Origin of the sequence: Rhizobium sp. CCGE531 (assembly GCF_003627795.1) — a bacterium.
GTDB lineage: Bacteria > Pseudomonadota > Alphaproteobacteria > Rhizobiales > Rhizobiaceae > Rhizobium.
In genome coordinates this window covers 2,616,239-2,634,070 of record NZ_CP032684.1, presented here as the reverse complement: position 1 = coordinate 2,634,070, position 17,832 = coordinate 2,616,239, and the positions used below count along the sequence as shown (strand labels likewise).

The following is a 17,832-nucleotide window of genomic DNA, read 5'->3' as shown; positions in this document are numbered from 1 at the left end:
CTCTTGTCATCGTACGGGGACTTCCTAAATACGGGAAACAATTGAATGCGGCGCGCCAAAGCCTGTGGAAAAGGCTTTTTCGCGCATTAAACGGGTTTTTTTGCTGGAAAAGCTTGACGAGAACTAAAATTCTGGGAATCACCGTTTAACTTCGGAAAGAACGGTAAACTGGAGCAAGCGGATCACCTAATATCATGGCCGGAAATCCAAACGCAATCCAGCTTTGCACTCCGGTAGCGGTGATCGTGGTTAATCGGGCATTAAAGGTCATTCCGTTAGGTGTTCGTCGGTGAGTCGCGGCTGGTGCAGGGCGCGCCAGTCAGAGTGAATGTTTCACCGCGTGTAAGTTTGCAGCGTCAGGGAAAGCGACGATATAGAGATGGCAACCAAGGTCAAAGAGAACGAAGAAGCTGAAGTCGAACGCGACGGCACCTCCGACGGCCCGCTTCTCGATCTTTCCGATGACGCGGTCAAGAAGATGATCAAGGCCGCGAAGAAGCGCGGCTACGTGACGATGGACGAGCTCAATGCCGTCCTGCCGTCCGAAGAAGTGACGTCCGAGCAGATCGAAGACACAATGTCCATGCTCTCCGACATGGGCATCAACGTCATTGAAGATGAGGATGTCGAAGAGGCCGGCGCCGCGCCAAGCGACGACGACGATGCCGGCGGCGACGAGGAGAGCGAGGGCGGCGAACTGGCGCCTTCCACGGGTTCGGCGCTTGCCACCGCCAAGAAGAAAGAGCCGACCGACCGCACGGACGACCCGGTGCGAATGTATCTGCGCGAAATGGGTTCCGTCGAGCTCTTGTCGCGCGAAGGCGAAATCGCGATTGCCAAGCGCATCGAGGCTGGCCGCGAGACAATGATCGGCGGTCTCTGTGAGAGCCCGTTGACGTTCCAGGCGCTCATTATCTGGCGCGACGAACTCAACGAAGGCACCACGCTGCTGCGCGAGATCATCGATCTCGAAACCACCTATTCCGGTCCCGAGGCCAAGGCTGCGCCGCAGTTCCAGAGCCCCGAGAAGATCGAGGCGGACCGTAAGGCTGCCGAGGAAAAGGAAAAGGCCCGCCGTGGCCGTTCGCCTGGCGGCGACGACGACATCACCAATGTCGGCGGCGAAGGCCTTCCGATCGAGGAGGAGGAAGAGGACGAGGACGAGTCCAGCCTCTCGCTCGCCGCGATGGAAGCCGAGCTGCGCCCGCAGGTGATGACGACACTCGACACCATTGCCGAGACCTACAAGAAGCTGCGCAAGCTGCAGGATCAGCAGGTGGAACAGCGCCTGTCGGCTTCCGGTACGCTGTCTTCCGCACAGGAGCGCCGCTACAAGGAACTGAAGGATGAGCTGGTCAAGTCGGTCAAGTCTCTGTCGCTGAACCAGAACCGTATCGACGCTCTGGTCGAGCAGCTCTACGACATCAACAAGCGCCTCGTTCAGAACGAAGGGCGGCTGCTGCGTCTCGCCGAATCCTATGGTGTCAAGCGCGATAGCTTCCTGGAGCAGTACCAGGGTGCCGAGCTCGATCCGAACTGGATGAAGTCGATCGGCAATCTGGCTGCTCGCGGCTGGAAGGAATTCGCCAAGAGCGAAAACACCACCATTCGGGATATCCGCCAGGAAATCCAGAACCTTGCGACCGAAACCGGCATTTCCATCTCGGAATTCCGCCGCATCGTGCACATGGTGCAGAAGGGCGAGCGCGAAGCGCGCATCGCCAAGAAGGAAATGGTCGAAGCCAATCTGCGCCTCGTCATCTCCATCGCCAAGAAATACACCAATCGCGGCCTGCAGTTCCTCGACCTTATTCAGGAAGGCAATATCGGCCTGATGAAGGCGGTCGATAAGTTCGAATATCGCCGCGGTTACAAGTTCTCGACCTACGCCACGTGGTGGATTCGTCAGGCGATCACCCGCTCGATCGCCGACCAGGCGCGCACAATCCGCATTCCGGTGCACATGATCGAAACGATCAACAAGATCGTCCGCACGTCGCGCCAGATGCTGCACGAAATCGGCCGTGAGCCGACGCCGGAAGAATTGGCTGAAAAGCTTGCCATGCCGCTCGAAAAGGTGCGCAAGGTTCTGAAGATCGCCAAGGAGCCGATCTCGCTCGAAACGCCTGTCGGTGACGAAGAAGATTCGCATCTCGGCGATTTCATCGAGGACAAGAATGCGCTTCTGCCGATCGATGCCGCCATCCAGGCGAACCTGCGCGAAACGACGACCCGCGTTCTAGCATCCTTGACGCCGCGCGAAGAACGCGTGCTGCGCATGCGCTTCGGCATCGGCATGAACACCGACCACACGCTCGAAGAAGTCGGCCAGCAGTTCTCGGTTACGCGCGAACGTATCCGCCAGATCGAGGCCAAGGCTCTGCGCAAGCTCAAGCATCCGAGCCGCAGCCGCAAGCTCAGAAGCTTCCTCGACAGCTGAGTTGCATCGGCAGCTCTATGAAATCAGGCCCGGTTCGCGAAAGCGAGCCGGGCTTTTCATTGACGCTATCGGCTCAGGAATCGGATCGTGGCAAGCCGCAATTCATGGAAATGTCGATGCCTGCCTTCCGAATTTCATGGCATATGGCGACAAGTTGAGCGGCTATATCGATTGCGGCCGCCTCGGTGTCGCCGATCGCCATCAGGATATCGCGCTTGCCTGCGGCAGCATCGAGCGCAACTTTGGAGAGGGATCGGTTTCCAAGTTTTTGAAGGCTTATGGAAATTTCGAACCACAGGCGGAAAAATGGCTTACTATCGACTGTTGGACGAATTCTTCAAACGGTGGATCGGCCGGTTTTCGCCAGATATGATCACGCAGGTTTGTTTTTGCACCATTGCGGATCGCGCGGCGGCCTGACAAGTTCGATTTCGACAGATGCCTCTTTCGCGGCGTGTTGTCGGATACCATATGCGGCTTGAACCTCTTCTGATCTGTTTGCCGGCAAGGATCGAATGAATCAATGCGCAATTTCCTCTTGATTGCTTTCTCCTCGCGAGCCGTCCGCTGAACGATGGAAAAGCTTGCGGAAAAACGGGAAAAGGAGATGAGGCCGGGCTTTGCCCTGTCGATCCTTCTGCATGTCCTGTTTGTCGCGATTTTTCTATTGCCGCTGCTGCCGGCACCGCCGCAGGCAAAGCCCGAGCAGAGCGTCAATGTCGAGCTGGTGCCGCAGCAGGAGGAAAAGCAGGAGCTTGCGACGAAGGCGAACGAGAAGCCCGACCAGCCTCCGAAGCCGACGACAAAACCTGACGAGAAGCCGGCGCAGCAAACGGCCGAAGCCCAAGAGGAGCCGCAGCAGCCTCAGGGAAAAAAGTCGGACGACCAACCGCCAAAGCAATCCGACCCTCAGGGCAAGGAGCCGGCGGAGAAGCCTCCCGCCAAACCTGATGAGGCCAAGGCCGATAAGCCCGAAGAGCAGACGGAAAAGCCCGCACCCAAACCTGACGATCCGGGCGTTAACAAGCCCGTCGAGAAGGCCGAGCAGCAGCCTTCTGCTACGGAAACGCCCCTTCCGGACATGAAGGGCGATCAGAAGGACCCGACCACCACGCAGGAGGCAGAAGCATCGGAGCAGCCGAGCGATACACCTCCGGCGAATGATAAAGCAGCTGCGCAACAGGCGGAGGCCGCTGCCCAAGCCCAAGCGCAGGCGGCGCTACAGGCTCAGGAAGCCAAGCAGCAGGCTGAGGCCAAGGATCAGCAGGCAAATGCGGCCCAGCTGCCGGCAGGCGGGTCGACCGCCCAAGCCTCTTCCGCCGCACCCGATGTCCTGGCAACCAACGAGCCTTCCGATTCGCAGGTGCAGCAGCCGCAGGCACCAATGGCCGATCAAAATGATCCGCAGGCACAAGCTGCAGCCCAAGCGTCATCATCCGACCCACAGCAGCAGTCTCCGGTCGAGCAGGCCAAGGACGAGGCGAAGGACCCACCGCAGATCGTCGTTCCAGCGGTCAGGCCATCTCCGGCGCAGCAGAGTGCTGACAATCAGCTCGCTTCGAGCAGCCAAGGCGATCCGACTGGGGGCACAGCATTGGTCACCGAATCGCAAGCTCCCAAATCGGTTGCACCGAAGAGGGCTATCCAGGCCAAGAAGCTTTATTCGGGTGCCGAGATGGCACGTCTGTCGAAAAGCGAATACGACGCCTGGAAGAAGTTGCCGCGGCGACAGCGCGTTGCCTACCTCTGCAATTCGGAGGAAAAGCTTCAATATCGCCACGATCTGCAGGCTGTTGGCTATGCAAATTCCGCGCTGTCGCAGGCGATGGTTTCCGATGCCAGCCTGTTTGGAGATGGGGTTGCCGTGCAGACTCCCAATGATTGGCAGAGAGTGGCATTCACCTGCGAAGTGGATGGCGATGCCCTGAAGGTTACTGCCTTTTCCTACACGGTCAGGGGACGTATTTCTCCGAGCCAGCTGGATAAATTAGGCTTTCTCGGAAACTGACCTTGTGCAGTCGCTTCGGGCGTCCGGTTGAAACAATAGTTTATTGCCGGCCCCAATCGAAATTCGGCCTATTTCATCATACAATTGCCTGTATCTATCTGATTCAGTGTCCTCCCATCGCACTTTCCAACGATTCCTATGTCCTCGATTACAGCCGATTCCAGCTCCGCGGCCGTTGGCCGCTCCACCCTGCGTGGCGTCCTTGTGGCCTTCGCGTCCTATGCCGTCTTCGCCTTCAGCGATGCCTCGATCAAAATCCTGCATGGGGCGGTTCCCTCCTATCAGGTTGCCTTCATCGGCGCGCTGTTCGGCTTTGCCGCCGTGCCGTTTCTGAAGAAGCGGGAGGATGGCTGGCTCGATATGGTCAGGACGTCGAACCGTCCCTTGTGGCTGCTGCGCTTCGTTTGCGGCGCGGCCGGCGCCATCAGCTCCGTCATCGCCTTCACCATGCTGCCAATGGCGGAGGCGTTTGCGCTGCTGTTCCTGCTGCCGTCCTTCGTGACCATTCTCTCGGTGATCTTTCTCAAGGAAGATGTGCGCTGGCAGCGCTGGACGGCCGTCATTCTCGGTTTCGTCGGGGTGTTGATCGTCCTGCGTCCCGGATTTCGTGAGCTTTCGGTCGGTCATCTCTGCGCGGCGATCGGCGGCCTTGCGGCTGCGATCTCCATTGTCATCAACCGCGCGCTGGGCTCGAAGGAGAAGCGCATTTCGCTTTACGGAGCCGGCCTCTTCGGAACGCTCATCGTCAGCGGCTTTCTCATGCTCTCCGAAGTCACGATGCCCACGCCGACACAGTGGATATTCCTCGCAAGCTACGGCCTGCTTGGCGCCTTCGGCAGCGTCTTGCTGTTGAATGCCGCGCGAATGGCGCCCGCCAATCTGGTCGCGCCGCCGCAATATAGCCAGATGCTCTGGGCGATTGCCTTCGGCTATCTGTTGTTCAACGACAGCATCGACATGCCGATGGCCATCGGTATCGTCTTCATCATCTTCTCCGGCCTGCTGACGCTGGCGCGGGAGCGCAAGCGCGGCACGCCGCTGCCGGCCGCTGTCGCCGGCAACACTGAAGCAGCACTGGCGACGGCGGAGGACGACAAAGCGGCCGGCGGCAGTTGAGCCTTGCTTCCTGATTGCGGGCGCGCAATCATTGCCTTCCAAAGGCGATGGCATGCGTCATTGCCATCGCTGCAGCGATATTGGCAGCATAGGAAGACGGTGCGGATGAGATCCGGTCAGTTCAGGATATACCGTTCCCACGTCGCTGGCATCGAAGCGGTCAGCGCCGAGACGGGCCATAGTTTTCCCAAGCACACGCATGATCAGTTCGGCATCGGCATTATCGAGGCCGGCGCGCAGGCTTCGCTCAGCGGACGAGGGATGGTGCAGGCCGAGGCCGGGGACGTGATCAGCGTCAACCCGAACGAGGTGCATGACGGCATGCCCGTCGGCGAGAGCCGCGCATGGTCCATGCTCTATTTCGATCCTCGGCTGATCGGCGATCTGCTGCGCGATCTCGGGGAGGGCAGGTTTGGAGCGGCGGAATTCCCATCGCCTGTCGTCCGCGACGACGAGATGGCTGTGTGCTTCAAAACCTTGTTTCCGCTTGTAATAAGCAGCGCATCGCAGGATGCGCTCTTGCGGGACGGTTTGCTGCTGTCGCTTGTGGCTGCCTTAATGCGCGAGGGGGCAGGCAGCTTGCGTGACATCGCAGTTCCCGCAGCCATCAGCCGGGCGCGAGATCTGATCGATGACGACCCAGCCGCTCCTTTGACCCTCGCCGAACTCGCTGATTTATGCGGGCTGAGCCATTTCCAGTTCCTCCGAGCCTTCACCAAGGCGACGGGGCTCACACCTCACGCCTATCTCCTGCAACGTCGGATTCAGGAAGCCCGACGATTGATTGCCACGGGCACATCCCTGGCGGAAGCGGCCTTTGCCAGCGGCTTTGCCGATCAGAGCCACATGACGCGCCTTTTCGTCCGCAACTTCGGCCTTTCTCCAGGCGCCTACGCCGCGGCCATCGGTTGAGCCGTCCGCAATTTTATTCAAGACCGGACGATGATGACGGGGTTTTCTGCGGCGACAAGCAAAACGATGCAGAAGGAGATGCCCATGTTTTTCCGCCATTCGAACGAGATGTGGAGCGAGTTTCCCGAGCTGGTTCCCGGCGTGCTGTTCGCCGAGGGGATCGGTTCCAAGGTCGACGTCGCGGATCGTATCGCCGGATATCATGCAATCGCCGCTGAGCGGCTGGCACAGGGCAGCGAAAGTGAAATGCCAGAAATACAGGCCTGGCGGCGGACGTTTTCGAAGATGGGATTGAAGCCGACGCAATATCGCTGTGCGTCCGAGGCGCTGCTTCGCCGGTTTCGCCAGGAAGGATCGTTGCCGCGGCTGCATTCGCTCGTCGATCTCTGCAATGCCATTTCGATCGCCTTCGCCATTCCCGTCGCCGTTCTCGATCTCGCGAAAATATCCGGTGATCTCGAAGTGCGGCATGCCGACGGCAGTGAAAGTTACCTGACTTTTTCCGGCGAGACGGAGCATCCGGAACCGCGAGAGGTGATTTTTGCCGATAAGGCCGGACAGGCGCATGCCCGGCGCTGGACCAATCGGCAGAGCGGCCTATCTGCGGTGCGCGACGACACACGTTCCGTGCTGATCGTCGCGGAGGCGATGCACGATGAGGCGCGCAGCGACGTTCCGAGGCTGGTCGGTGCAATTGCGGCGGAGCTGGCCGCCGTCTGGTCGATCACTGCCACGCAGGGGCTTCTCAGCCCGTCTTCACCGCGATTTGATCTGTCATCTGCAACGAATTCGCAACGACAGCAAAAACGCGGTTGACAAGCCGCGGGTTCAGGCAGAGCAGGGGCTTCGATAGAATTTCGAACGATTGAAAAGCGAGTCTCCGCGCACCCGCGCAGGCGGACCAAGAAGGCCCATGGATACCCTGCAGACTCAAGACCGGCCGAGCGTGCTCGGGCACTCTGGCTACCGTTCCTTTGCGGCATCGCGCGTTTTTTCCTCGATAGGCTTTCAGTCCGTGACCGTCGCCATGGGCTGGATGATCTATGACCAGACCCACAGCGCCTTTTTCCTTGGGCTCGTCGGCTTCTGCCAATTCCTGCCGATGGTCATCTTGACCTTCGTCGTCGGCCATGTCGCCGATCGGTTCGATCGGCGACGCATCGGTCTTGCCTGCCAGTTGATCGAGGCGCTGACAGCATTGGTATTGGCCGTGGCCGTCTGGCAGCGCTGGATAGGTCCCGCCGGGATCCTTGCAGCCGTCGCCGTTATGGGCGGGGCAACGGCCTTCGAGCGTCCCACAATGGCGGCGCTGCTACCAAACATCGTGCCGTCCTCGCTGCTGCAGGTGGCCATCGCCACCTCCACCTCGATGATGCAGACCGCCTTCATCATCGGCCCGTCGCTCGGCGGCCTGCTTTACGGCGTCAGCCCTGTCGCGCCCTTTGCCGCTTCGGCGGCGCTTTATGTCGTCGCCAGCATCAATGTCATCTCGATCCGCCTGGAGCAAAGACAGGCTCCGTCTCGTGAACCAATGACGCTGAACTCTGTTTTTGCTGGCGTCTCCTTCATCAAAAGCCGACCGGTCATGCTGGGCACGATTTCGCTCGATCTCTTCGCCGTTCTGCTTGGCGGTGCAACGGCGCTGCTGCCGATGTTTGCGCGCGATATCCTGCATGCCGGCCCGTGGGGGCTTGGCCTCTTGCGCGCCGCGCCGGCGATCGGGGCGCTGGTCATGTCGATCTGGCTGGCGCGACGGCCGCTGCAGACGGATGTCGGCAAGAAGATGCTGTTCGCGGTGCTGATTTTCGGGGTTGCCACCGTCGTCTTCGCGCTGTCGAGCAATATCCTGCTATCCGTCGCCGCGCTCTTCGTCGTCGGTGCATCCGATACCGTTAGCGTCGTCGTGCGCAGTTCGCTCGTGCAGCTTCTCACGCCGGATGCGATGCGCGGCCGCGTCAATGCCGTGAATTCGCTTTTCATCGGCACGTCCAACCAGCTTGGCGAATTCGAGTCCGGCATGCTGGCGAGCGTGCTTGGGCCGGTATCGACCGGCATTGTCGGTGGCCTCGGCACCATCCTCGTGGTGCTGCTCTGGATGCGGCTTTTTCCGGATCTGACCAGGGTGAAGACGCTCAGAGGCTAACGGCTTTTGTCGCCTCGGCGCACTTGCGCAAGGCTCTCCAGCCCTACATCTCGCAGCAGATATCCATTTGCCGGAGGCAAAGCCTCCCGCTTGCGATTACCTCTCGCATGCGGCTGCTTTTCACCGATGCTTTGTCGGAGCAAGAGCCACGCGATCCAGGGTTTCCAGCGACAAGCATGAAAGATATTCATCTGATCTCGACCTCAAAGCTTTCGAGAATAGACAGATGCGCCTGAAATGATGCGGTGTATAATGAAGCCTTGCGCTCGAAGACATGCGAGATTTTCATGGGAAAGAGACCGCTTCCATCGCTGTCCGTGCTGCAGACATTCTGCGCGATTGCCGAAACCGGCGGTTTCGGTCGCGCAGCGGAGCGGATCGGGCAGACGCCGACGGCCGTCAGTCATCAGCTTGCCCAGCTGGAAGAATGGATCGGAGGGCGGTTATTCGACCGAGGCCGGAACGGCGCGAGACTGACGCCACTGGGTGCGCGCCTGCATCCGGCAATCGCCGGCACGATTTTCGAACTGGAAACGGCGCTTTACCAGGCGCGCGCGAGCGTTTCGGTTCGCGGCGTCGCCGTCTCGGTCACCCCGGAGTTTTCGAGCCAGTGGCTGGCGACGCGCCTGCCGGACTTCTGCCAGCGTCATCCGGAAATCGAAGTGAAAATGGCCGTCGGTTACCAGCGCCCGGATTTTCAACCCGGCGGCGCGGATCTGGCGATCTGGCTTGGCCGCGCCGAAGCCGGTCTCACGCAGGAGGAATTGCTGACGGACGAGGAGTTCGTGGTCAGTTCACCGGCGCTTTCGGGGCGACTGCCGCCGCGCTGGGCCATAAAAGCGGCGCCGTTGCTGCGCTATGCGGGCATGCGGCATACGATACTAGATTGGCAGCGCTGGTATGAGCAGACTGCCGGGGAGAACGGAGAGGAGGCCGATCCGCATTTCGATATCGCTCGCGCGGTGGAGGAGGGGCCGTTGTTCGGCTCCTTTATCGATATGTTGCATGCCTGCCGGGAGGGTGCCGGCTTCGCCCTCGTGCGCAGCTCGCTCGTCGCGCGCGATATTGCCGAGAAGAAATTGGTGCGATGTTTTGTCGAGGTGCAGCCCGCGGCTGTCAGCTACAATCTTCTTTATCCGCCAAATGCCTTGCAGAACCCGTCCGCGGCATTGTTCCGCAACTGGCTCCTATCGCAAGCCCGTTCGCCCTGAGAGGATATCGCGCAGCCCATCAGCCACGGAGCTTTATCAATCCGGCTTCCGTGGGTGAAAAACCAAGTTTTCGATAAAAGCCGGCAAGATGCGGCTCGAAATCGACATGCAGCCATTCCGCGCCGCCATCGCGAGCCAGGATTGTCGCTCGCTCGACCAAGGTGCTTGCGATGCCTCTCCGGCGAAATGCCGGATCGACGCAGGTATCGAGAATGAAAGCGTGAATGCCGCCATCCCAAGCGACATTGACGAAGCCGACCAGCCTTGCGTCGGCGAATGCGCCGACATGGGCGAGGTTTCTGGAAAGGACCGGTTGGAAATCCCGCGCGGAGGATGCGCCCCATGCGGAGGCCCACAGGGCATTGAGCGCTTCATTTCCGAGATTCGGATTGTCGCTGTATTCTATCTCCATTGGCGTTCCTCCGGGTGGGCGCTGCGCAATTCCTTCTAGTCCATCTGGTCAGGCCGAAGCAGAAAAAAGTACCGGACCCATGTCGGATCCGGTCATCGCCGATCGTCATTCAAAGGTGAGCATAGAACAAAGGAGGCAGAAATGTCCTATGTCGATGGTTTCATTGTTGCCGTGCCGAAAGACAAGATCGAGGCCTATAAGGTAATGGCGCGCAAAGCCGGCGAGGTCTGGCGCGAATATGGCGCGCTCAGCTATGTCGAGGCCATAGGGGATGACGTGCCCTATGGCGAACTCACCTCCTTCCCGCGGGCAGTGCAGGCGACAGAAGACGAGGTCGTGGTGTTTTCGTGGATCACCTATGAATCGCGGGAGAGCCGCGATGCGATCCTGGCGAAGGTCATGGCCGATCCGCGTTTGAAGGATCAAATGGAAAACATGCCCTTCGACGGCAAGCGCTTGATCTATGGCGGCTTCAAAATCGCCATTGCACTATAGGCGGTAAGCAGTGGCCGGACTTGACATTCCGGCCACTGCGCCCGACCTGATGCGGATTGCTATCGCCACGCCGGGGAAATGCCATGCCGCAGACCGTTGTCACGCTCTCCACTCACGGGCAGGGGCTCTACGAATTTACCGACGAGGCGGTAGAATTCGTCCGGACGGCGGCGGCCGGCGGCGAGGGGCTTTTGACCGTCTTCGTGCGCCATACTTCCTGTTCCTTGCTGATCCAGGAGAATGCCGATCCCGATGTGAAGACGGATCTCAAGGCTTTCTTCAGCCGGCTCGTGCCGCCATCCTCCGATCCTTCGATGCGTTGGATCGTGCATACGCTGGAGGGGCCGGACGATATGCCGGCGCATATCAAGGCGGCGCTGACCCAGGTTTCGATCGGCATTCCGGTGATGGGTGGCCGGCTGGCGCTCGGCACTTGGCAAGGGATCTATCTTTTCGAGCATCGCGACCGGCCGCATCGGCGGGAAATCGTGCTGCATCTTTCCGCCTGAGCCCTTTTACGTTCTCGCGTCAATCGGTTGTCAATCGTCATGAATACAATCTGAACGGACAATTCGCGTTCGGTTCAGCTTGGCTGACCTAACGTTGCCCTCAATCCCAAAGGTGTCGGCTATCAACGGGGCCGATAACGGGATTGCAACGATACGCAGCAAGGATTTGAAGGAGAACAACATGACCAATCTTTTCGCCAAGGCAGGCATTGCAGCTCTCATCGCGCTCGGCGCTATTTCTGCGACGGTCGTCACCGCATCTGCCAACGATTTCCACCCGGGTATCCAGCAGGCACGCTATGACCACTATCGCGGCCGCAGCTGCTCGCCTGGACTTGCCGTTCAGAAGGCACGCGACATGGGCCTGCGCCGCGCCCGCATCGACAACATCACGCCGCGCCGCGTCGTGGTCGAAGGGTTTGGCCGCCGCGGGCCGGATCGCGTCTTCTTCGCCAACGTGCGCGGTTGCCCGCTGATCCGCCGCTGATCGCAGCGCACCGAAGTTTTCCACATCTATTCGATGGATTCGAAGCCGCCTCTGAAAGGGAGGCGGCTTTATTTTTTACGCTGTGTTATTATTGGCCATCTGGTGTCACTTTAGCGTTCATTGTAGCTGAATATTGGATGAATGGCTGATTCTGAGCTCGTTCAGTATCGTGCCATTACCTCTTGCCCGTTCGCTCGATAAATTCTGCGGATATGAGGGGCGTTTTTGCTTCACGGAGAACATAATGAAACAAATGCTGGCAAAGTTGGGGGTCGCCGTTGCCGTCGCAGTGACGGCGCTGTCAGGCACTGCGGATTTTGCCGCCGCACAGGGCGTGGATATCTATGTCGGTCCGGGCCGGCATCGTCCGCCACCGCCGGACTATGATCGGCCGCCGCCGCGCTTCGACCGTCGCGGCTGCGACCCGCGTCAGGCTATCGATGTCGCCCACAGCTATGGCCTGCGTCGCGCTCGCGTCGTGGATGTCACGCCGCGCCGTGTCATCGTCGATGGCTTCGGCCGCCGCGGTCCCGATACGATGATGTTTGCCAATGTTCGCGGTTGCCCAATGCTAGGCCGCTGATAAGCATTGCGGGCGCTCAACGCGCCCGCTCTATATGCTGACCTTTTCGCCTTTTAGGCGGGGGCCGCGGAACCGCTCTTTGCTCGATCCGGATGGATTTGAGCGAAGGGCGGTTTTGTTTTGGTTGGAGCGGTTCAGCTTTTCACGGAATCTCTAAACCGCTCTATCTCATTGTTGTCTACAGCGCCGCGCGTCATATATGACGCGCAAAAGGTCGCTGTAGCGCTTTAAATTTGCTGCATAATTTTATCCTTAAATCGATTCCGATTTAAGGAATTATGCAGTAGCAATTCCGCACGGAAAACCGCTCAGCACTTTTCCTGGTATTGCTCTATTGCTGGATCGCGTAGGTGATGCTCACCGAGGCGTTGTACTCGTTTTCGCCGGTTGCGACGGGAACGGCCTTGTCCATCGGTGCTGCGGCGGCCATGCTGCGCATGTAGGGCTGCGGCGGAGCCGCGACACCACCCTCATGGATCGCGATGACGTGGCCGAGCTTGACGCCGGCGGCGTCCGTCAGGGTCTTCGCCTTGGCGGCGGCATCGGCGACCGCCTTCTTGCGGGCTTCTTCAAGGACCGCATCCGGCTTGTCGTTGGTGAATTGAATATCGCCGCCCTGGTTGATGCCGAGCTTGACTGCCTGGTCGAGCAGACCGCCGAGCTTGGAGAGATCACGCACGCGAACGGTCAGGCCGTTCGTCACCTGATAGCCGTTCAGGACCGGCGGCTGGCCACGGCCGTCCTTGTCATTCGGATAGGTATATTGCGGCTGGATCGAAAAGCCCGAGGTCTGCAGATCGCGCTCGGCAATGCCGCTCTCCTTCAGCGTCGCCAGCACAGCGCCCATGGCCTTGTTGTTCTGATCGAGCGCATCCTGGGCTGCTTTCGCCTGCTGGACGACCGACAGCGTTACCACGGCCATATCCGGCGCAATGGCCGCATGTCCCTCGCCGGAGACGGTGATGACGGCTTCCCGCGGCTTGGCGTCTTCGGCAAAGGCGGCGGCCGCAGGCACGAAGAAAGTGGCACTGACAAGAGCGGCAAGAGCAAAATCTCTGGTTTTCTTCACAGGCATGGTTCGTTCCTTGGTTGTTAATTCCTCGGGATTTGCTTTTGCGGATTGATTGTGAAGGTATTACGGCAGTCCCTTGTCGGAAAAGAGAAATTGGGTTAGAGCCAAGTCGGCTGCGGAGAACCATTGCTCCGGAGTCGCAAGCGCGAAGTTTTTCTCGCGCCGGGCCTGTAGCTCAATGGTTAGAGCCGGCGGCTCATAACCGCTTGGTTGGGGGTTCGAGTCCCTCCGGGCCCACCATTTTCTCCTTATCAAGTCGCATCGAATCCGGCGTGATATGCAACTGCGCCGGTTGGCGCAGCTCCCTCGAACACGAGGCGCTGAAAATATTCGGCGGGTACGTCGGCGTAGCGCAGGGCGGGGTCGCTCGTGAAGCCGAAGCGGGCGTAGTAGCGGGGATCGCCGAGGACGACGCAGCCATTGGCGCCGTGCTCTCTCAGGCGGGTTAGTCCCGTCTTTATCAGCGCCTTTCCAATGCCGTAGCCTTGCCGGTCGGGCCGGACGGAGACCGGGCCGAGGCCGTACCATTCCTCCGCTCCGGATTCGATAATGACGGGTGAGAAGGCCACATGGCCGACGATCTGGTCATTCTCCACGGCGACGAGCGAAACGGTCAGCGCTCCCGCGTTTCGTAATGCATCCACGATTGCGGCCTCCGTGCCGGAACTATGTTCTGCATGCTCGAAGGCGGCGCTGGTGACTTCGCGGATGGCGTCAATATCCTCTGGCTTTTCTGCGCGTAATTCGGTCAACGATAGGGTCTTCCATGTTGATGGATTTGGATTGCATATTCTCTAGCACAATGGCGCGTCTCGAATGGAGTACGGAGGACGTGCCCGTGCGCATCGTGGCGCCGAGCGGCAATGGCCAGCCAGCGCAGAAGCATTGTTACCCTGGCCGATCGCCTTCGGTAGAGATCGCCGGCAGGTGAGGTCTGCGGCGATATTCAGAACCCCGCCTTTTTCAAGCCCTCGCGATAGAGATCCTTGTGCCATTGCTCCTTGGTTGGGATAAGTGACAGCCATCTGTCGACATCGAAGTCGGGATTGGTTTCGCGGACGCGGCGTACCAGCATGCGCGCTTCGTCCTGATGGCCCAGCATTGCCCAGCTCGCTGCCGCAAGCCGGTCTGCGAGGCTGGGGTCGGCCATCTGGTTGATGTAGTCGAGCGCAGTCTGGAACCGGCTGAGAGTATAGTTCGCGCCGGCGGCCGTCCAAAGATAAAGGTCCGGGTTGATGGGATTGAGCTCCATTGCATGATGGATTTTCTCAAGTGCCGGGCCTGGTTGGGAAAAATGGACCAGCGTGTCTGCATGATCTGCAATGACATCGGCGTGATGCGGGCTCAGCGTTTCCGCCGTTTCCAGCGCTTCCACGCTCTCATCGATAGAACCCTGGAAGAGCTTGGCCACGCCAAGCTCGCGATAGCCATCGGACAGGTCATTGCGGATTGAAATGGCGCGCGTCGCGAAGTCCTCCGCCGATTTCAACAATTCATTGTCGCCGCGCGCGGTCAGCAGCCATTCGTTGGTATAGGTGCGGGCGATGGCGCTGAGCGCTGGCACAAAATCGGCGCTTTGATGAAGGGCCGCCTTCAACTCCTTACGGGCGCGACGCATATCCGGCAGGGTCAAGCGATGGAGATATTGCTGCCCGACAAGGTATTGGTGATAGGCGGCCGGGTTCTGCTCGAAATAGGCGCGGGTCATTTCATGCCGCTCTACTTCCGCGGCAGCGGCGAGAACGATCTGCCGGGAGATAGTGCCCTTATTGCGAACCAGATCCAGTTTGCCGAAGTTGAAGCGCTCAGCCCAGATGACTTCGTTGCTCGGCAAAGAGATGAGCTGTGCAAATAGCGAGAGATCGCCACTCGGTCTGCTTAATCGGGTCTCCAGGACGTAATTGATGTCGTAGTGCTCGAAACGCGCGAGTTGCTTGTCGCTTTGGCGACTGATCTGGGCGGCGGAATAGGGGGCAATCACGCGTAGGCTGTGCAAGGCGCAAAAGCCGAGTGTGATATCCTCGATCAGCGAGGACGCGACCAGGGTTGCGCCTATATCGGGACCGTCGTTGCCGGGTGGCAGCAAGGCAAGTCGCGGTATTCGCAGGATGGTCCGTGTTGCGGCATCCTGTTCCGGCGCGCCACCGATTGCTGAATGCGAAGCGATGGCCGGCGCTGACGAACGTGACGATGCCGGCGATGTTGAGAATATGCGCCTGAGCTGTTCAAGGCCGCCTTCGACGTCAAACGCCCTCAGCAATATGCGATGCGTATTTTCGTCCTGAGGTTCGGCTTCGAAGACAAGGAGGGCGACCTCCTTGACGAGAGCAACATCACCGGCCGCCACTGGGAGCTTTACCGCGGTCTCAAGCGCCTCTTTCAACATCGCGCGATGGCGTTTCCTTTCGCTCTCCCGCCAGTCGATGAAGACCCTGCTCTGACAGTTCGCCCTCTCGAGAAATTTGGATTGCAGCCCCTTTGCCAGGAGGGCGAGGCTATCCAGCGGGCTCCTCGGTGCGTCGCCATGCGCGGGGATAATGTCGCTGGTTATCGAGCCTTGCACAAGGCGAATATCCGTATCGTCAAAGGTTAGAAATTCGGCATTGATGTCCGACTGCCGGCCCTTGATGCGGGAAACGAGTTTGCGCAGATTCGTCAACGAGTTTGCCTGGTCGCCTTCACCCCAAAGAAATCGCGCCATGCTCGTCCTGCTCGCGGATTTGCTTTTGCTCGCAAGCAGATAGGCAAGTATCAGCAACGCCTTCTTCGGGAATGCTATTTGGCGTTCCTGCCCATCCAGAAGAACGATTTCTCCAAATGTTCTGAGTGAAAACTCCATCACGCCTTCTACACTGCCTTGGATACGTAATGACTGCCATCTTTCGGCGTTTCGGCGATCACGAGGCAGGTAAACGCCGAAATGATAGTGGAATCGATCAGTCATTTCTGCGGCAAGGCATGAATATTTGCAACTAAACTATTCTTTGCTCTCTTTTTTGAAAGCTATTGTTGCAGAAAAACTCGGTTTCAATGGTGGAGCGTCGGGGGATGAAAATTTCCGATTTGATGTGAGCTTCATTTTCATGGCTGCAGCGTGGGGCAGGCACGTCGACCGCTGCTGGTCACTCGTTGCCGCGGTCCGCCACGCCGGCAACGCAAAATCGGCTAACTCCTTTCAGGGCATGGTTTTTATCGCAGCTGTGGAGCCGGTGACCGGCGGGATCTCGGCGCTTATACTTTCGTATAATGATGATGCACCATCGCCTGATTGATCCTCGTCAGCGGTTGTGACAGCACGGCCATGCCTCCGCAACCTGATGCGAAGGATGACGAAACCAACAGATCAACACACCAATGGACAGCTCTAGGCAGCGCCTCACGCGTCAGCTGTCAGGTGCGGTCGGCGTGCCCTGATGAAATATCATTTGCCATCGACCATCGATGCGCTGCCAGATCGAACTTCGCAGGACATGCCGTGCTGGCCTATCTTCTTCTGCCTGCCGAATGCTCCGATATGTAACGAGAACAGCGTCCGCTGAAATCGAGCGGAAGGCGTAGTCGCGAGCCACGATCAGTGATGACGGGACTTCCGTCCTCTCCGCCGCCAGGCGCGTGATGAGATCGTCCCTGTCGTCGTAGATCGTTCCCGAACTTCCGAATTCGACAAACCCTTCCGCGAGGAGGCTTGCCAGCGTGCCTGCAGATTGCCGGATTTCAGGACGATGCAGCTTCTCCTCAAGCAAACGAACTTCCTCAAATTCCCTTTGTGGCGCTTCCATCCTGACCATGATCTCCGTTCGGCCCGCTTGCGATCATCATCCGTTCTCGGATCCAGGATGTATCACATCAGCGGTTCCAGAGTCCGTTCCCGTCCAATCTTGTGGGCCTGATCATGATCGACTTGCCTGCATTGCTCCAGTTCACTGGCAAAGATCTCGGCGGCGTCACGACCGATATGTGTCTTATCGTCCTCGATGACTGCGGCTATGCGCCGAAATAATTCGGTCTCGAAATTGCCGGTGCCATTCAAAAGGCTGGGCCTGGCCAATCTTGCCCCGCCATCCAGGCGGATTGCCGAGACGTAAAACTCGTCGTCATAGTCGTCGCCGGCCGATGTCAATTCGGCTCGTCCATATAGTAGCAGCCCCGTTTCCCAGCGGTCGCAGAGGCGAATGCTGAGCTCGTCGAACGAGTACTCGCAAGAGAAAGCGGCGTTGGTCTGCATCGTTAAGCTCCCGCTTTGATCGCTGATCCGGAGGATGCGCTGGCGGCTTCAAGGCTCGTGATTCCCGACGTGTTCACTAAAATCGGCATCATATTAGTCGGCGTTTTGAGCATTAACGGCTCTCCTTCGGCATTCTTCCAGATCGAACATCGGGAGCGGCGGCCGTCCGGTTTCGCTGACTTCGCGCAAGCTTTTCAGCCCTGCGTGGGCTTATTCCTT

At 59.1% G+C, this 17,832-nt stretch carries 18 protein-coding genes, 1 tRNA gene and 1 pseudogene; 14 read left to right on the top strand and 6 right to left on the bottom strand.

Annotated features, from left to right (window positions below; genetic code table 11):
- Window positions 1-379 precede the first annotated feature (379 nt).
- From rpoD to CCGE531_RS12835, 8 genes and pseudogenes are all read left to right on the top strand, one after another.
- A complete protein-coding gene (gene rpoD, locus CCGE531_RS12870) occupies window positions 380-2,440 on the top strand; it encodes an RNA polymerase sigma factor RpoD (RefSeq protein ID WP_120664513.1) in 2,061 nt (686 codons plus the stop codon).
- A 100-nt stretch (window positions 2,441-2,540) separates the two neighbouring features.
- Window positions 2,541-2,779: pseudogene (locus tag CCGE531_RS12865) on the top strand (phosphotransferase); the annotation flags it as partial.
- 268 nt (window positions 2,780-3,047) lie between these two features.
- Window positions 3,048-4,448, top strand: coding sequence for a DUF930 domain-containing protein (locus CCGE531_RS12860; RefSeq protein WP_245458842.1), 1,401 nt, complete (start codon window positions 3,048-3,050; stop codon window positions 4,446-4,448).
- 138 nt (window positions 4,449-4,586) lie between these two features.
- Window positions 4,587-5,564 (top strand): DMT family transporter, encoded by a 978-nt coding sequence (locus tag CCGE531_RS12855; protein ID WP_120664511.1) that lies wholly within the window; start codon window positions 4,587-4,589, stop codon window positions 5,562-5,564.
- Between the two features lie 105 nt (window positions 5,565-5,669).
- Window positions 5,670-6,476 carry an AraC family transcriptional regulator gene (locus CCGE531_RS12850; RefSeq protein ID WP_120664510.1) on the top strand — a complete coding sequence of 269 codons (807 nt, stop codon included), beginning with the start codon at window positions 5,670-5,672 and terminating at the stop codon, window positions 6,474-6,476.
- Between the two features lie 84 nt (window positions 6,477-6,560).
- Complete coding sequence (locus CCGE531_RS12845; RefSeq protein WP_120666778.1) at window positions 6,561-7,292, top strand: phenylalanine--tRNA ligase beta subunit-related protein; 732 nt, start codon at window positions 6,561-6,563, stop codon at window positions 7,290-7,292.
- A gap of 97 nt (window positions 7,293-7,389) precedes the next feature.
- Window positions 7,390-8,619: an MFS transporter gene (locus CCGE531_RS12840; protein WP_120664509.1), complete on the top strand. Its 1,230-nt coding sequence runs from the start codon at window positions 7,390-7,392 to the stop codon at window positions 8,617-8,619.
- A 287-nt stretch (window positions 8,620-8,906) separates the two neighbouring features.
- A complete protein-coding gene (locus CCGE531_RS12835; protein ID WP_120664508.1) occupies window positions 8,907-9,830 on the top strand; it encodes a LysR family transcriptional regulator in 924 nt (307 codons plus the stop codon).
- A 19-nt stretch (window positions 9,831-9,849) separates the two neighbouring features.
- Here CCGE531_RS12835 and CCGE531_RS12830 read toward each other — a convergent pair whose 3' ends face one another.
- Window positions 9,850-10,242 (bottom strand): GNAT family N-acetyltransferase, encoded by a 393-nt coding sequence (locus CCGE531_RS12830; protein WP_120664507.1) that lies wholly within the window; start codon window positions 10,240-10,242, stop codon window positions 9,850-9,852.
- 141 nt (window positions 10,243-10,383) lie between these two features.
- Between CCGE531_RS12830 and CCGE531_RS12825 the strand changes: the two genes are divergently transcribed.
- The 4 genes from CCGE531_RS12825 (at window position 10,384) to CCGE531_RS12810 (ending at window position 12,316) form a co-directional block, all read left to right on the top strand.
- Window positions 10,384-10,737: a DUF1428 domain-containing protein gene (locus CCGE531_RS12825; protein WP_120664506.1), complete on the top strand. Its 354-nt coding sequence runs from the start codon at window positions 10,384-10,386 to the stop codon at window positions 10,735-10,737.
- Between the two features lie 83 nt (window positions 10,738-10,820).
- Window positions 10,821-11,246: a secondary thiamine-phosphate synthase enzyme YjbQ gene (locus CCGE531_RS12820; protein ID WP_120664505.1), complete on the top strand. Its 426-nt coding sequence runs from the start codon at window positions 10,821-10,823 to the stop codon at window positions 11,244-11,246.
- A gap of 181 nt (window positions 11,247-11,427) precedes the next feature.
- On the top strand, window positions 11,428-11,733 hold the full coding sequence (locus CCGE531_RS12815) for a hypothetical protein (RefSeq protein ID WP_120664504.1): 306 nt from the start codon (window positions 11,428-11,430) through the stop codon (window positions 11,731-11,733).
- 244 nt (window positions 11,734-11,977) lie between these two features.
- On the top strand, window positions 11,978-12,316 hold the full coding sequence (locus tag CCGE531_RS12810; RefSeq protein ID WP_120664503.1) for a hypothetical protein: 339 nt from the start codon (window positions 11,978-11,980) through the stop codon (window positions 12,314-12,316).
- A gap of 331 nt (window positions 12,317-12,647) precedes the next feature.
- Here CCGE531_RS12810 and CCGE531_RS12805 read toward each other — a convergent pair whose 3' ends face one another.
- Entirely contained in the window at window positions 12,648-13,391 is a 744-nt protein-coding gene (locus CCGE531_RS12805; RefSeq protein ID WP_120664502.1) for an SIMPL domain-containing protein, read from the bottom strand.
- A 161-nt stretch (window positions 13,392-13,552) separates the two neighbouring features.
- On the opposite strand from CCGE531_RS12805, the gene CCGE531_RS12800 reads away from it, so the two are divergent.
- A tRNA-Ile gene (locus tag CCGE531_RS12800) sits at window positions 13,553-13,628 on the top strand.
- Window positions 13,629-13,639: 11 nt separating this feature from the next.
- On the opposite strand, the gene CCGE531_RS12795 is transcribed toward CCGE531_RS12800, so the two are convergent.
- Both CCGE531_RS12795 and CCGE531_RS12790 read right to left on the bottom strand, forming a co-directional pair.
- Window positions 13,640-14,140 (bottom strand): N-acetyltransferase, encoded by a 501-nt coding sequence (locus CCGE531_RS12795; protein WP_120664501.1) that lies wholly within the window; start codon window positions 14,138-14,140, stop codon window positions 13,640-13,642.
- Between the two features lie 194 nt (window positions 14,141-14,334).
- The gene (locus CCGE531_RS12790) at window positions 14,335-16,089 is read right to left on the bottom strand and encodes a hypothetical protein (RefSeq protein ID WP_348633011.1); all 1,755 of its coding nucleotides are present in this window, start codon (window positions 16,087-16,089) and stop codon (window positions 14,335-14,337) included.
- A 265-nt stretch (window positions 16,090-16,354) separates the two neighbouring features.
- Between CCGE531_RS12790 and CCGE531_RS12785 the strand changes: the two genes are divergently transcribed.
- Window positions 16,355-16,660 carry a hypothetical protein gene (locus CCGE531_RS12785; protein ID WP_162943905.1) on the top strand — a complete coding sequence of 102 codons (306 nt, stop codon included), beginning with the start codon at window positions 16,355-16,357 and terminating at the stop codon, window positions 16,658-16,660.
- Window positions 16,661-16,771: 111 nt separating this feature from the next.
- Here the strand turns inward: CCGE531_RS12785 and CCGE531_RS12780 are convergent, their stop codons facing one another.
- Together CCGE531_RS12780 and CCGE531_RS12775 are read right to left on the bottom strand one after the other, a co-directional pair.
- Complete coding sequence (locus CCGE531_RS12780; RefSeq protein ID WP_245458841.1) at window positions 16,772-17,131, bottom strand: DUF4440 domain-containing protein; 360 nt, start codon at window positions 17,129-17,131, stop codon at window positions 16,772-16,774.
- Window positions 17,132-17,229: 98 nt separating this feature from the next.
- Window positions 17,230-17,613 (bottom strand): hypothetical protein, encoded by a 384-nt coding sequence (locus CCGE531_RS12775; protein ID WP_120664497.1) that lies wholly within the window; start codon window positions 17,611-17,613, stop codon window positions 17,230-17,232.
- Window positions 17,614-17,832: the final 219 nt, after the last annotated feature.